This is a genomic window from Pseudomonas sp. DSV-1, from assembly GCF_035830915.1.
Taxonomy (GTDB): domain Bacteria; phylum Pseudomonadota; class Gammaproteobacteria; order Pseudomonadales; family Pseudomonadaceae; genus Aquipseudomonas.
This window is the reverse complement of the sequence record NZ_JAYMYG010000001.1, coordinates 4502248-4515905: the sequence shown is the minus strand read 5'-3', so window position 1 is coordinate 4515905 and position 13658 is coordinate 4502248. Positions and strand designations below refer to the sequence as shown.

General features: G+C 57.4%; 14 protein-coding genes. 5 read left to right on the top strand and 9 right to left on the bottom strand.

Annotated elements, in window-relative coordinates; all coding sequences use genetic code 11:
* Position 1 precedes the first annotated feature (1 nt).
* From VSQ83_RS21085 to VSQ83_RS21075, 3 genes are read left to right on the top strand one after another with little or no spacing between them, the layout of a single operon-like run.
* Positions 2 to 886 (top strand): type II secretion system F family protein, encoded by an 885-nt coding sequence (locus VSQ83_RS21085; protein WP_326427452.1) that lies wholly within the window; start codon positions 2 to 4, stop codon positions 884 to 886.
* Between the two features lie 14 nt (positions 887 to 900).
* Entirely contained in the window at positions 901 to 1590 is a 690-nt protein-coding gene (locus tag VSQ83_RS21080; protein WP_133078793.1) for a tetratricopeptide repeat protein, read from the top strand.
* 17 nt (positions 1591 to 1607) lie between these two features.
* On the top strand, positions 1608 to 1874 hold the full coding sequence (locus VSQ83_RS21075) for a DUF3613 domain-containing protein (protein ID WP_326427451.1): 267 nt from the start codon (positions 1608 to 1610) through the stop codon (positions 1872 to 1874).
* Between the two features lie 75 nt (positions 1875 to 1949).
* Here the strand turns inward: VSQ83_RS21075 and VSQ83_RS21070 are convergent, their stop codons facing one another.
* Both VSQ83_RS21070 and VSQ83_RS21065 read right to left on the bottom strand, forming a co-directional pair.
* Positions 1950 to 2735 carry a response regulator transcription factor gene (locus VSQ83_RS21070; protein WP_219262819.1) on the bottom strand — a complete coding sequence of 262 codons (786 nt, stop codon included), beginning with the start codon at positions 2733 to 2735 and terminating at the stop codon, positions 1950 to 1952.
* Positions 2736 to 2852: 117 nt separating this feature from the next.
* A complete protein-coding gene (locus tag VSQ83_RS21065; RefSeq protein WP_326427450.1) occupies positions 2853 to 3326 on the bottom strand; it encodes a prepilin peptidase in 474 nt (157 codons plus the stop codon).
* A gap of 71 nt (positions 3327 to 3397) precedes the next feature.
* Between VSQ83_RS21065 and VSQ83_RS21060 the strand changes: the two genes are divergently transcribed.
* Positions 3398 to 3856, top strand: a complete 459-nt coding sequence (locus tag VSQ83_RS21060) for a TadE/TadG family type IV pilus assembly protein (RefSeq protein WP_326427449.1) — start codon at positions 3398 to 3400, stop codon at positions 3854 to 3856.
* A complete protein-coding gene (locus VSQ83_RS21055) occupies positions 3843 to 6593 on the top strand; it encodes a PAS domain-containing sensor histidine kinase (RefSeq protein ID WP_326427448.1) in 2751 nt (916 codons plus the stop codon). Before VSQ83_RS21060 ends, VSQ83_RS21055 begins: the two co-directional genes overlap by 14 nt.
* Positions 6594 to 6780: 187 nt before the next feature.
* Here VSQ83_RS21055 and VSQ83_RS21050 read toward each other — a convergent pair whose 3' ends face one another.
* From VSQ83_RS21050 to VSQ83_RS21020, 7 genes are all read right to left on the bottom strand, one after another.
* A complete protein-coding gene (locus VSQ83_RS21050; protein WP_326427447.1) occupies positions 6781 to 8697 on the bottom strand; it encodes a pilus assembly protein TadG-related protein in 1917 nt (638 codons plus the stop codon).
* Positions 8698 to 8931: 234 nt separating this feature from the next.
* On the bottom strand, positions 8932 to 9519 hold the full coding sequence (locus tag VSQ83_RS21045; RefSeq protein ID WP_133079599.1) for a DUF4136 domain-containing protein: 588 nt from the start codon (positions 9517 to 9519) through the stop codon (positions 8932 to 8934).
* A 28-nt stretch (positions 9520 to 9547) separates the two neighbouring features.
* Positions 9548 to 10162, bottom strand: a complete 615-nt coding sequence (locus VSQ83_RS21040) for a DUF4136 domain-containing protein (RefSeq protein ID WP_326427446.1) — start codon at positions 10160 to 10162, stop codon at positions 9548 to 9550.
* 23 nt (positions 10163 to 10185) lie between these two features.
* Positions 10186 to 10935, bottom strand: coding sequence for a methyltransferase domain-containing protein (locus tag VSQ83_RS21035; protein WP_219262824.1), 750 nt, complete (start codon positions 10933 to 10935; stop codon positions 10186 to 10188).
* A complete protein-coding gene (locus tag VSQ83_RS21030) occupies positions 10932 to 11237 on the bottom strand; it encodes a nucleotide pyrophosphohydrolase (protein WP_133079602.1) in 306 nt (101 codons plus the stop codon). The genes VSQ83_RS21035 and VSQ83_RS21030 overlap by 4 nt, the downstream gene beginning before the upstream one ends.
* 180 nt (positions 11238 to 11417) lie before the next feature.
* Entirely contained in the window at positions 11418 to 12272 is an 855-nt protein-coding gene (locus VSQ83_RS21025; protein ID WP_326427445.1) for a MaoC family dehydratase, read from the bottom strand.
* Between the two features lie 3 nt (positions 12273 to 12275).
* Positions 12276 to 13628, bottom strand: a complete 1353-nt coding sequence (locus VSQ83_RS21020; protein WP_326427443.1) for a 3-oxoacyl-ACP reductase — start codon at positions 13626 to 13628, stop codon at positions 12276 to 12278.
* Positions 13629 to 13658 lie beyond the last annotated feature (30 nt).

Sequence of the window (13658 nt, the reverse complement as noted above, 5' to 3'; positions counted from 1 at the left end):
CATGGCTTATTTGATTTGCGCAGTTTTGCTGTTGGGCGCAATGGCGCTGCTGATCAATAACGTGGTTCAGGACCGTTTGGCTCAGCAGCGAGTGATGCAGCGCCTGGAGGGGGACAAGAGCGGTCCCGGTAAGCTCAGTCTCTGGATGCGGACGGTGGGCAACAGCAAGTTTGGCCAGCGTTCGATCACGATGGACAGCGAAACCCAGATCCTGCTCAACCGCCTTGGCTGGCGTACCGCCAGTCAGCGTTCGCTGTTTGCAGCGTTTCAGATCGGTACGCCGTTTGCGTTTGCCGGGCTGGTGTTTTTGGGGCATGAACTGTTCTTCCCACAGTCCGGCAATGTGTTGGTTGTGTTGTTGTTCTCCCTGGCCTTGGGGTATCTGATCCCCAAGCGGTTGTTGGCTTATGCTGCCAAAAATCGGCAGCAAGAAGTGGCGGTGGAAGTTTCAACCTTTATCCCGCTACTGCGCATTCTGTTTGAGTCCGGCATGGCCGTTGAACAGGCGCTACGGGTGTTGAGCCAGGAGGCGAGAGAGTTGCTGCCAGTATTGACCGGAGAGTTGCGGGTACTGCTGGCTCGGGTCGACTCGGGACTGGAGTTGAGCCAGGAACTGAGTAAAACCGCGAGCTTGTTGGACGTGGATGAGTTCAATGATGCCTGCGTGATTCTTCAGCAATTAATTCAGCAGGGGGGGGGGGCGATGAAGTCATTGCAAGCACTCAAAGAGCTGCTGGATGACCGTCGCCTGACTCGCATGGAAGAGTACATCTCCAAAATGTCCGCCAAGATGTCGGTAGTGATGATGGTGTTTCTGTTCCCGGCACTCATGATTGTGTTGGCCGGGCCGAGCTTTGTCGCTATCTCGCGAGCCTTTCAGTCTTGATCAGGGGAATGAACATGAAAGCTGTCATCGTCGTATGTGGGCTGCTGATGCTGGGCGGCTGTGCAACAGGAGGCCAGAGCAATCCGCCGTGGATGGTCATGGGCGGCAGTTGTACAAAACTGAGTGCTGATCAGGATCTGTCGCTGAACCTGGCCGATGACATGGCCAAGGAGGGCAAGCTGCACGCCAGCCTGGCCAACCTGCAAAACCTGCCCGAGCGATCCGCGCAGGTGCAGCTGCGCAAGGCGCGGATCTACCGTCAGTTGGGGCGCAGTGAGGCCGAGCCATTGTTCCAGGGGCTTTTGGGGTCGTGTCTGGCGGCAGAAGGGGAGCATGGCCTTGGGCAATTGGCCGCCGGGCGTGGCGACAACGCATTGGCGACAGCCCACCTTGAGCGTGCGGCGAAACTGGCTCCGACCGACGCCAAGATCCGCAATGACCTGGGTGTGGTCTATCTCAACCAGCGCCGTGTCGATGATGCCCGGTTCGAGTTTTTGACCGCGCTGGAACTCAAACAGGATGACTCGTTGGCGGCGCTGAACCTGGTGACTTTGCTGATTTATCAGGACCAGTGGACCCAGGCGGCCGAACTGGTCACCCGCGCCGAATTAACGCCCGATCAAGTGAGTGATGCCCAGTCCCGGGCGCAAGCGCTGAAGGCTCAAGCCAAGGCAGCCAGCAACCAGGTGGCTGTCATCAAATAATGCGTTGGAGGTTTGCAATGACTTTTTCTATTCGTGTGGGGGTGTTGCTGGCCCTGATCCCGCTGGGTGCGGTGGCCATCGAGCCCGGTCCCACGCCAAAAAACCAGCAGGAAACCGAAAACTGGCTGCAGCTTCAGGTCAGTGGCAGTGTGCAGTCGCCGATACGCCAAACGGCTACCCCGGCCGAGCGTGAGCTCAGCCTGCAGCGCTGGCTGGACAGCTACAAGCATGAGATCCCTGAGTACTACAAACAGGATGAGGGCGGCAGGGCCAAGCAGAACTGAATGAGCCGGACTTGTCGCGGGCAAGCCTGTTACTCACAGGTGTTGCCAGCGATTAAGGCGAGGCCGGATCAGCGATTAATGCGCACTCTGGCGATGTTGTGCGGGGGCGTTAGGGGACAGCGCGAGGGCCAGTTGAGTGCGGTTGTTCATGTGGGTCAGGCGCAGAACCTGGGACACGTAAAGCTTTACCGTGTTTTCGGTTATGCCCAGATCGCAGGCGATCTGATAGTTGGTCTGGCCTTTGCTCACCAGCTTGGCAACGTCCAGTTGACGGGGCGACAGCTGTTTGAAAATCGTCGGGATCTGCTGCCAGGGGCCCTCGTTTGAGTCCTGCGGGTTTGAAGGTTGAGTGGCCGACTGAGGGGGGCGTCTAGCGGACTCCATGTCCTGATACAGGTCGTCAATGGATTCGGCCAGATACTGAAGTTTTTGGTTCAGGTGGCCCAACTGATCGCTCTTGTGCTTTTCGCGCAAGATGGCTTCCTGGCGCTGGATGCCCTCAAGCAGTTCATTGAGGTCGACCGGTTTTTGATAGTAATCGGCAATGCCGATGCGCAGGGCCTTGATCACATCCTGCTTGTCTGCTCGACCGGTCAACAAAATGCTTTCAAAGGAGCGGTGCTTGCCGGCGATTTTTTGCAAGTGCTGGGTCAGTTCAATGCCGTTCATCTCGGGCATGTGCAGGTCGCACAGCACCAGGCCAATCTCTGGATCGCCGATGAAAGCACTGATGGCTTCGCGTGTTGAATGGCAGGGCACACAACGGTAGCCACTGCTTTCAAGAAATTCGCACAGTTCTTCGACAATCAACGACTGGTCGTCGACTACGAGAATTTTTATCAGGGGGGTAGATGTATGCACGCGGTTCTCCTTCCTGGTAAACCAATCAGGGACTTCTGGGTCCACTTGTTTACTGCGTTTGGGTTAAACGTAGACCTACTTTACGACTATGTACAAGGTATTAATCCCTCCAAACGATTAGCGAAGGAGCGCCATTGTCAGGGTAAACCCGCCCAACAGGAAGGGTGCAAATGGAAGCTTTTTTGACACTGGGACGTGATGGGCAAGGCAAGGGATCTTAACTCGTTGATTCATTGACGGCAGGATTTTTGACGTAAATAGCCACCAGACGGCAGTACAAAGGCCTGCACCGATGATAGTGCCAAGAATTGTCGGACGATCGGTTGCCAGTGCCAGGGCCATCAACAGCTTTACGTCGCCGGCTCCAAGCTTGTTCAGTGCATAGCCGGGCAGTGTCAGTACCAGCGCGACCAGCAACGCCCAGCCACCTTCGGCTGCGCTTGCGCCGAGCCAGGTGTGCCCTGTCCATAGCAGATACAGCAATGCCAGCGCCGCCGCGCCAAAGGTCAGGACATTGGAAATATGGCGCTGAAGCAGGTCTTGAATGGAACACGCAGCAAACCACACGAACACAACACATAACTGGATCACGTAAAGAACCTCCCTTTTTTACCAATGATTCTATGATGATATTACTGTCGACAGTCAGGGTAGACACCGTCATGAAAACAAGGCTTCCCAAAAAGCAGAAAGGCGCCGCGGCGATTGAGTTCGCGCTGGTGTTTATGATTTTTTTTGCGGTGCTCTATGGCGTTGTCAGCTACAGCTTGCCGCTGTTGCTGGTGCAGTCATTCAATAATGCGACGGCAGAGGCTGCGCGTCGCGGCATGGCGGTCGATCCTGAGACGAAGGATGACTATGCGAGCACGGTAGAAAAAGTGATCGAGGAGGTGTTGGCTCAAAAATTGGATTGGGTGCCCGAGGCGGTGGAACGTGGTCTAAGTCTGGACGGGGGGTATGCCCCTTCAACCAAACAGATTTTTGCCAAGGTAACATTTGATACTAATGAGTTGAACAGCATCATGCCAGTACTCAATCTTGGAGTAATCACTGTGCCTGATTTGCCAAAGAGCTTGATCGCAGAGTCGAGAATTCAAGTGGGTAACCTTGAAAAGCAGTGAAGGGCTGTTCGGGCGTTTGTTGGGACGGACCGACGAGCGCTTGCCTGAATCCAATGATCCGCAATTGCACAATCATGCGGGCATCCAATTGATGCTCGATCAACACGGGTACGTGACCGACATTCACGGTCTGCAGCGTTATGGCCTGGCGCGCTCAAGCGGCGACGGCGCACCGCGCCTGCTGCTGAGCTACATGGTGCCGGGCAGCACGCTGGCGCTCGAAGGCGTGCCGGCGGACTGGGTGGGCCACAGCCTCGACCTGGACTTTCAATGCGCCGGGCTGCGCGTGGTGCATACCCGAGGCTGGGTTCAGCCCCAGGGTGATGGCTGGCTTTTACAGCTGCTGGATATCAGTGACTTGCGCCTTGGCAGCGAGCAGGCGCGCAACCGTGAGCGCTGCACGCAACTGACCCTTAGCCTGGGCGAGCAATTGCGTCAGTGCAGTGTGCAGCGCCTGCCGGAAGTGATGCACGAAGCGCTGCGCAGCGTGGCCCAGCATGGTCGTGTGCCTTGCATGGCGCTGGCCGTGCGCGATGATGGGCAGTCCTCCTGGTATATGCACAGCACGTATCACTCGTTTGATGCGCCGCAACTCTGGTTGCCAGAGCAAAACCTGGGCAGCCTGCTTGACCCGCTGGGCGGCAACTCCCCCCAGCGTGTCGAGCGCGATGGCAACCCGCGGCTGAACGATTTGTTTGGCAATGCCGACGGCGTACTGGTGCCGTACAGCGACCAGCAAGGCTTGTGTGCCTGGTTGATGCTGGGCTTTTATCCCGCGTCCCTGCACGGACCGCAGATGAGTGAAAGCGACTGGATGCAGGTGTGCGCGGCATTGGCCGCACCCCTGCTGGATCGCTTGCGCGAGCAACAGCACCTGCAGCAGCGAGAGCGCATGGAAGCCCTTCAAGGCTTGCTGGGCACGGGGTGGTGGGAGTGGTCGATCACTAACGAACTGATGCAACTGGCCCCCCAACTGGCCGCTAACCTGACTGAGGTCATCGAGCCGCAGTCTATGACCCGCGAGGCATGGCTGGCGCTGTTTCATCCTGCCGATCGGGATGAGCTCTGCGGTCGTTTTAATGAATTGCTGGAGCATGGCAAGGAGTTGTTGCTGTTTGCGCGGGTGCATCAACCCCAAAGCACCCAACCTGCCCAGTGGTATCGAGTTCAGGGCCAGATGCTGGGGACCGGCACCCGGCGGCGCATCGTGGGTTTTATGCTGGATGTCAGCGACATCAAGAATCAACAGCAGCAAGTTGCAGCCGCCCATGCGCGGCTGGACAACCTTATCGCCAGTTCGCCTGCGGTGATTTACGTGCAGCGTTATGTCGAAGGCGCTCTGTTGCCTGCGTTTTTCAGTGACAGCCTCAAGCCCTTGCTGGGCTGGACGCTGGAGGAGTGCACGAGCGCGACCTTGATCGAGTGGGTCCACCCCGATGATCGGGAGCACTATTTTGAACGCACCCGCCAGTTGCTGCGCGAAGGCAGCACCCGACGTCGCTATCGCCTTCGCGACCGAGGCGGTGATTACCACTGGTTGCTGGATGAAGCCAAGTTGCTACGTGATGACCTGGGCTTGCCGGTGGAAGTCGTCGGGCTGTGGCTGGACATCACCGAGGCCACCGAAGCGGCCGAACGGGTCAAGAGCAGCGAAGAACGCTATCGAATCCTGGTCGAAGATTCACCCGCCATGATCTGCCGTTACCTGCCCGACCTGACCCTGACCTTTGGCAACCAGCCCCTTGCCAGCTACCTGGAGTGCACGACCGAGCAGTTGCCGGGCATCAACCTGAGCAGTTGGCTGTCCGACGAACAGCGTGAAGCCTTTGTGCAGCGTATTGCGGGTTTGACTCCACAGTCTCCGGTGAGCTCCGCTGAAATCAGCCTGCAACTGCCGGGGCGCGAATATGCCTGGTGGGTGTGGTCGGACCGGGGGATTTTCGACGAGCAGGGCAACTTGCTGGAAGTACAAGCCGTTGGCCGCGACAACACCGAGGTGCGTCGCTCGCAGCAGCAACTGACCCACAGTGCGAAAATGGCCACCCTTGGTGAAATGGCCACGGGGCTGGCCCACGAAATCAACCAGCCGTTGAACGTCATGCGCATGGCCGTGGCGAACGTGCTCAAGCGTCTGAGCAACGGCGATGCACAGATCGAGTACCTGCAGGAAAAGCTTGCCCGTATCGACGGGCAAGTCCAGCGTGCGGCGCGGGTGGTAGATCACTTGCGGGTGTTTGGTCGTCGCTCGGAAATCGAGCAGCAGGTGTTCAACCCTTCGCAGGCGATGGAAGGCTCCGTGGCCTTGCTCAGCGAAGGCCTGCGCGGTAAAGGCGTGGAATTGCGCAGTGAAGGCCAGGTGTGTGACGTGCAGGTGCGTGGCCATGTCGACCAGCTTGAGCAAGTGCTGATCAACCTGATGGTCAATGCCCGTGATGCGCTGATGAGCAAGCGAGAAAGCGACCGCGACTTTGAGCCCTGGATTGCCCTGAGTATCGAGTCCGATGCACAGCATGTGTGCTTGAGAGTGGACGACAACGCAGGCGGTATTGACCCGCGTCTGCTGGAGCGGATCTTCGAACCTTTCTTCACTACCAAGCCCATTGGCCTTGGCACGGGCCTGGGGTTGTCTGTGAGCTACGGCATCATCGACAACATGGGCGGGCGGTTGAGCGTCAGCAACACCGAGCACGGCGCCCGGTTTTGCGTGGAGTTGCCGGTGGTTGAAGTGCAGGAGTGAGGTGCTGCGATATTGACGACATTGCGAGTGCTACTCGTCAGCGGCTACATGCAGTGGGTGTGTAGCCGCTGAGGAGCGAAGCGAGGCTGCGATCGGCTGCGCAGCAGTCGTAAACCCCTGCAGCGCGGTGTATCTGATACACCGCGCTGCAGGGGTTTAGTCGCTTTTCGTGATCGGTCGCAAAGAGTTAAAGCACCAACTGGGCGCGACCGCCTTGGTTGCAGGAGAGGTTGGCGCCGACTACCGTATCCATCAAGTTTACACCTAGTAAGGATAGAATTTGATTGATTATAGGGTCCAATATGTCGCCCAAGAGAGTAATAATTGGCGGTAAAATTATCGTTGTTAGCAAGTTTAGTAAAGTGTTCAAAGTTGTTGAGATACTTGAAGCAAACCCCCGGGGAATTTCTTGGTTGTTAGCAGGGCTATAGATTTTGATTGAGATGCCAGCTAGGGTCTTCTTAAGACTTTCCACAATGTCACTAGTAGGTTTCATGTGCTGTTCGGCAGGAGGAAGTGATAGGTTCGGGGGGGAGAGTTGTCCTGAAAAAGTCAAATTCTTTTGAATGGTTTGTCCAACTGGAGTGTCAAAGCTCAGAGCGACGCCACCACCAGCGAAAGGAACCTTGTCAATGGCGACATTTATCAGAGGTAGAGGTCGAACTTTGACTTCTTTATCGGTGAAAGCCGTCGAGGGGCTAACAATTTGACCAATTCTAAGCTCTCCGATAGAGGATTTCGCTTCGACTGTGATGCTTTTTTTATTTAGGGAGCAATCGTAATTTGTCAGTAATGCGCTTGCGCCACCAACGTCTAAGTTGATGTGTAAAACTGGGTTGTCAATTATGCTGATGGCCACTGGGCATGTTGCTGATATTAAACACTGAATATCTTTCAGTAAGTTTGTGATGGGTGATAAAAGTCCGCTAAGTGCCTTAAGTAGTGGTAGTTCGACAGCGATTAAGGTTCTGATTTGTGCAGTATGAACATATATCGCATTGATATCGTTGATGGGCTTTCCAATAGCTAGTGCTGGATTGCCGACAGAGGAGAATTGTGGTGGTTCAATTACTTTTATTTGGGTGGTTACTTTTACTAAGCCTAAAAGATTGATTGGTACTGTTGCAGTAATTGCACTATTTTTATTTGCGGCTTGAACAAATGCTTGGATTAGTTGGAATAGTTGGACGTTTGCGTCGAGGCCGGCAGAAGTGGTTCCAGTCTTTATGTTGAATAGCTCAGCTACGTTTATGCTTTTTATGCCGGGTATGTTAATTGCGGTGCTTGCTAGGTTTTCTAGTGCAGCTCTAACTGCTGCTGTTGCTTTGTCATTTTCTGCAACGTTGGCTGCTGCCTGAATTAGTTGTGCTGCTGTAACGTTGGCGCCCAGGACTTTAGTGTAGTCTCCAACCTCTAAGTTTAATGCGACGACGGATAGTTCGTTCAGGTATTCAAGCAAATTTATGTCCGTATTGAGCATGCCATTCCAGCCCACTGCTTCCACTGTCACGGATGTCCCCAACATTTGCGATAGGACGCTGGATAGTAACGGTGAGTTATCGGTATCAATTTTCAGGAGCGTACTTCGAATACTTAGCTGAGCTAACGTAGGTCCTGACGAAGCCCCAACAGCGCTTGCTGTCAAACGCGTCAATGTTTCAAACCCGTCCTTGGAAAACAGGCTCCACAAACCACCCGCCACGCTGGTAGGGACGGTGGTGGTGGCAATAACCTGGATAAAATCACCGGAGCCGTTTTCGTTTTTATTAAATAAGCGCACCTGATCGCTACCTATAGTCAGAGCTCCACAGGTAGGGGTTATCGTTTGCATGTTGCTGAGGGCAAATCCATTACGTCCGGCGCTTGCATCGACGTAGCTCTTGGCACTGCCGTCTAGGCAATTTCCCTCACGACTCACCGCCTCCAACACCGCCATATCCGCCACCCGTTGCAATTTTCGTTGCTCCAGGTACAAACGCCCGCTGTCGACAACCAACAACATGAACAACAGCACCATGCCGAGGGTCACGGCAGCCATCAAGCCGATTGCGCCACGCTGTTGCTGTGGGCCCGTAAAACCAATACCGCGTAGTTGGGGAGACATCGAGCACTCCTGTTGCTGGAACATAGCCCAGCGCTAACTCTCCAAAGTTTGATCGAGTGTAGCCAGAAAGTGATCGTCGCGCTGGCCAGTTGCCAGTTTTATAGGCGTGATGTGAACAGTTAATCAAAAGCCGATGATAAATAGCCGAAAATCGAGTGTGGAAACTAACTTGCTCACGAAAGTATTAATACCAACTTACATATATACAGTGTGAGCAAGTGAGTGTCCTGGAACTTACTTCGGTGGATAGGCGCTCAAGATTTTAGTGACCGCCTCCTGAATTGCCGCGCTGCGTTCAGCCGGAGTAGGGCTGGTGTCGACGACTTTTTCAGCACTGCCGCGCCACACCAGTTTCCCGTCCTTGGCATCGATCAGGTCGATTTGCAGCGTGCCAACCTGATAGACCACGTTGCGTACTTCGTTATACATCGGTGGGCCCCAGTAACCTTCCCACGGGCCACCCCAGTAACCACCCCATGGTCCGCCCCAAGGGCCGCCGTAGCCGTAGTTGGTCACGACCTGCTCCTGGCGGTTGGCAACGATCAACCAGGCTTGCACGAGCAAGTCCGGCTTGCTGCCTGCCGCAACCGGGCGCAGACCCCGTTGGTCCAGCTGGCCACTGATGGCCTGAACGATCCGTTGCTCGGTCAGGCTGCTTCGCAGCATCGGGTTATTGGGGTGATATTGCACAGCAGGGTCTTTCCAGGCCCAGGACTGGAACTTGGCGAAATCGACCGCAGGGTTGTAATCGCTGCTGACCTGCATGGTTTCGCAAGCGCTGAGCAGCAGGGCGATGCCCAGTAATGCCAGGCGACGTAGCATGATGATTTCTCCGCTTCAACAATAAGTCTTAATGGGGAGGATAAGCCTGTACTGCCTTGTTCAGTGATTCGCGCAGAGCATCACTGCGTTCGCCCAGGCTGCCTTTACTGCTGGTTTCTGCACTGGAACTCCACACCGGTTGACCGGTTTTGCCGTCATACAGATTGAGTCGTACCACCATGACCTCAACTTCGTAGGTACGCACCACGGGCACAGAGTTGTACATCCCGTACTGGCTGCCGTAACGGCCATAGCCGCTGCCGTAGCCCGCTCCGTAACCATAGTCGTCCTGAACCTGACGCAAGCGTTTTTCGGTGTGCAAGTCGGCACTGACCCACAGATCCGCTGGACGGTTGGGCTGCGCCGGGCGCAAGCCCCGCTGGTCGAGTGCATTGTTCACCGCTTCGGCGATCTGGGCAGAGTCGGCCCACGCGGTCCCGACCGGCAGGCGACCATTGAGCCAGGCCCAACTCTGGTAGCGCCCGTAATCGCGAGGCGGTGCCGGATAGGCGCTCAAATCCAGGCTATTGGTCGCTTGTGCCGGGGCTGGCGGCATGGGCAGGGCGCTCGGGGTGTAAGGGTTGGGGCTTTGGCAAGCGCCCAGCCCCAGGCTTAAAACGACTAAGGCAACGCGGCGATACATGATGGTCTCCCCCGCAGGGCGATTCAAACCGGGCGGCACACCCAATGCAGATAACGTCCAAGCCCGGCAAAGGCTGGATGGCGACGATGGGCCAGTTCCATTTCAACCAGCGCCTCAAGCTCGGCTCGTGCCTGGAACTCAACGGGCATGTAGTCGTGAAACACACGCACACCGCTTTGGGTTTGGACCTGCCACAGGCCTTCGAGTGCCGTGGCCAGTTCTCGAGGGTCGAGTGGTTGTTGAGGGGTCAGGCTCTGTTTTTCGCCGGCCATGTCGTTCTTGCGCATTTTGCGGAAGTGGCCCTTGAGCAGGTTGCGATAGATCAACGCGTCGCGGTTGTAGAACGCCAGGGACAACCAGCCGTCCCTGGCGGTCAGCTGATGCAGCACCGGCAGGATCGCGTGGGGTTCCGCCAGCCATTCCAGTACGGCGTGGCACAGCACCAGATCGTAGGGCTCGGTGAGTTGCCCCAGCAGCTCTTGCCACGGCGCCTGGATAAAGGTGCCGGTCTGGCCTGCTTCGGCAAAACGCTGGCGGGCGCCTTCAAGCATTGGCGCGGCCGGTTCGGCCAGGGTCACATCATGACCTTGCTGGGCCAGCCACAACGACATATGACCCAGGCCTGCACCGATATCCAGTACACGTAACGGGCGTTTTGGCAGTGATTCTTCAAGGTCGGCCTGAAGCACGGCCAGACGAATGGCACCCTTGGCGCCGCCGTAGATTTTCTCGGCGAAACGGGTGGCCAGTTGATCGAAGTGACGGTCACTCATGGGTTGAAACGCCTTTCATTGTCAGCCAATTTGCTGCGCACCACTTCGTTCATGTCCAACCCCAGTTCGGCGCATAGCAACACCAGATACAGCACGATATCGCCTACCTCCTGGCCTGCGTGGGCGAGCTTGTCGGCGGGGAGCTGGCGGGACTGGTCCTCGCTTAGCCACTGAAAGATTTCCACCAGCTCAGCCATTTCGACACTGGCGGCCATGGCCAGGTTTTTCGGGCTGTGGAATTGTTTCCAGTCGTTGTTATCGCGAATGCGGTGCATGCGTTGCGTGAGTTCGTCGAGGTTCATCGAGGGTGTGCTCTCCAGAAGGCGCAAAGCTTGCGACTGAACGGCCTTTGGCGCAAGCGAAAGGCACAGGCGCGTGCTGGTGTGGCGCGCAATTCTTTGTAGTCGCTGACGAGGAACGAAGGCTGCGTTATCGATTGCAGCCTCGCTACGCTCCTCAGCGGCTACAGGGCAAGTGCCGGCTCAACTGATAGGTCGCCAATTACCGGTCATGTGCACCAGATCGCCATGCCCGCTCAGCTGGAAATCACCACTGGAACCCGCTTCGCTGCAGCGCAAAATCACTTCGCTGGGTAGACGTACCGGCTTTTTGAACGCGACAAAGATCTCGACATTGGCGGCTGGCAGGTGCGAATTCAATGCCGCCAGGGCACGGGTTTTTATCCACAGGCCATGGGCGATGGCGCTGGGCAGGCCAAACAGTTTGGCGCTGGCCGCACTGAGGTGAATGGGGTTGTAGTCGCCCGACACCTTGGCGTAGCGGCGGCCAATGTCGGTGGGGGCATACCAGCGCGTCAGCTCGTTCAGCACCACCGGCCCGGGGGCGGCGGTTTCAGGGGGGCCCCCCGGCAGCTCGACGCCTTTGCACAGCAGCGTGCTTTCGGCCTCCCACAGCGGCCCGAGCATGTCGTCCACCTGGGTGATCACCTCAAAGGTCGCCCCCTTGGGGTGCTTTTGCAGGTTGTGCACAAACACACCGATGCGTAGCTGCGTCACGCTGCCCATGGGCCGCAGTAGCCGTACCCGATTGGTCAGATGAATCAGTCCAAGCAGTGGGAAGGGGAAGTCCTTGCTGGTCAGTAATTGCATTTGCAGCCCGAAGGCCAGGACATGGGGGTAGGTGGGCGGGAGTAGTGGGCTTGGCGCCAGGGCGCACACCTCCCTGAAGGCAGCCAGTGACGTGGGCTCAACTTCCACCCAGCAGCGCAAACCCTGTTCCGGCAAGGTGCTGCCGGTGATTTTGCGCCGGGCGGCGGCGTGGGCGTACAGCGCGGGCAAGTGCGGTGGGCTGGCGAGGTCGAGCCACTTCACGGTCATGGTTCATGCTCCCAGAATACTTTGTCCGCACACCCGCAGCGCTTGACCGCTGACGGCGCCCGACCCCGGCTGCCCGAGCCAGGCCACGGCTTCGGCCACGTCTTGCGGCAGGCCGCCCTGGCCCAGGGAGCTCATGCGTCGACCCGCTTCGCGCAAGGCGAAGGGAATATGCGCAGTCATCCGGGTTTCGATAAACCCGGGGGCCACGGCGTTGATGCTGATGCCGCGTTCGCCCAGCAAGGGGGCCCAGGCTTGAGCCAGGCCAATCAGCCCGGCCTTGCTGGCGGCGTAGTTGGTCTGACCGCGATTACCGGCGATACCGCTGATGGAGGCGAGCAGAATCACCCGGCCGTTATCGCGCAAGGTGCCACTGTCGAGCAGGGCTTTGGTCAGCACCTGCGGGGCGTTGAGGTTGACCGCGAGCACGGAGTCCCAGAACTCGGGCGTCATGTTGGCCAAGGTCTTGTCACGGGTGATGCCTGCGTTGTGCACCACGATGTCGACACCGTCAGCCAGGTGCTCGACCAGTTCTTCAGCGGCATTGGCGGCACAGATATCCAGCGCGATGCTGTGCCCGCCCAGACGGGCGGCCAGCGCATCCAGGTCGGCCTTGGCGGATGGCACGTCAAGCAGGATCAAGTGGGCGCCATCCCGGGCCAGGGTTTCGGCAATCGAGGCGCCAATTCCTCGGGCCGCCCCGGTCACCAATGCCTTGCACCCGGCCAGGGGGCGGGTCCAGTCCTGTACCTGGGAGGCGCAGGTCGTGAGGCGCAGCACTTGCCCACTGATAAATGCACTTTTGGGCGAAAGGAAAAACCGCAGTGCACCTTCAAGTTGATCTTCAGCGCCTTCACCGACATACAGCAGTTGCAGGGTGCTGGCGTTGCGCAGTTCTTTAGCCAGTGACCGGCTGAAACCCTCAAGCGCACGCTGGGCGCTGGCAGCAAATGGGTCACTTAATGTTTCAGGTGCACGGCCCAGAATCACCATGTGGGTGCTGTGTTCCAGGCTGCGCAGCAGTGGCTGGAAAAACTCGCGCAGTTGTTTGAGTTGGTCGGTGTGCAGCAGCTCGCTGGCGTCGAACACCACGGCCTTGAGCTTTGGTCCCTGGCCAGGAATCCAGGGGGTTGCGAGCAACGGTTCGGGGCCGTAGCTGTAGACGGCGTCGGTGAGTTTGCTGGCAAAACGGTTCACCTGTTCGGCCAGTGCCCCGCCGCCAATCAATAGCGGGCCTTCGACGGGGCGCAGGCGCCCGGCTTGCCAGCGTTCCAGTCGTCCCGGTGACGGCAGCCCCAACGCGCCGACCAGACGCTGGCCGAGGGATGAGTTGACGAAGTCGATATAACGGTCTGACATGGAACACTCTCCGACAGGTGGGGTTCAAAG

Excerpts from the sequence above, each read along its gene's own strand:
- VSQ83_RS21085 (WP_326427452.1), top strand. The coding sequence starts at position 2 with ATGGCTTATTTGATTTGCGCAGTTTTGCTGTTGGGCGCAATGGCGCTG.
- VSQ83_RS21080 (WP_133078793.1), top strand. The coding sequence starts at position 901 with ATGAAAGCTGTCATCGTCGTATGTGGGCTGCTGATGCTGGGCGGCTGT.
- VSQ83_RS21075 (WP_326427451.1), top strand. The coding sequence starts at position 1,608 with ATGACTTTTTCTATTCGTGTGGGGGTGTTGCTGGCCCTGATCCCGCTG.
- VSQ83_RS21060 (WP_326427449.1), top strand. The coding sequence starts at position 3,398 with ATGAAAACAAGGCTTCCCAAAAAGCAGAAAGGCGCCGCGGCGATTGAG.
- VSQ83_RS21050 (WP_326427447.1), bottom strand. The coding sequence starts at position 8,697 with ATGTCTCCCCAACTACGCGGTATTGGTTTTACGGGCCCACAGCAACAG.
- VSQ83_RS21045 (WP_133079599.1), bottom strand. The coding sequence starts at position 9,519 with ATGCTACGTCGCCTGGCATTACTGGGCATCGCCCTGCTGCTCAGCGCT.
- VSQ83_RS21040 (WP_326427446.1), bottom strand. The coding sequence starts at position 10,162 with ATGTATCGCCGCGTTGCCTTAGTCGTTTTAAGCCTGGGGCTGGGCGCT.
- VSQ83_RS21035 (WP_219262824.1), bottom strand. The coding sequence starts at position 10,935 with ATGAGTGACCGTCACTTCGATCAACTGGCCACCCGTTTCGCCGAGAAA.
- VSQ83_RS21030 (WP_133079602.1), bottom strand. The coding sequence starts at position 11,237 with ATGAACCTCGACGAACTCACGCAACGCATGCACCGCATTCGCGATAAC.
- VSQ83_RS21025 (WP_326427445.1), bottom strand. The coding sequence starts at position 12,272 with ATGACCGTGAAGTGGCTCGACCTCGCCAGCCCACCGCACTTGCCCGCG.
- VSQ83_RS21020 (WP_326427443.1), bottom strand. The coding sequence starts at position 13,628 with ATGTCAGACCGTTATATCGACTTCGTCAACTCATCCCTCGGCCAGCGT.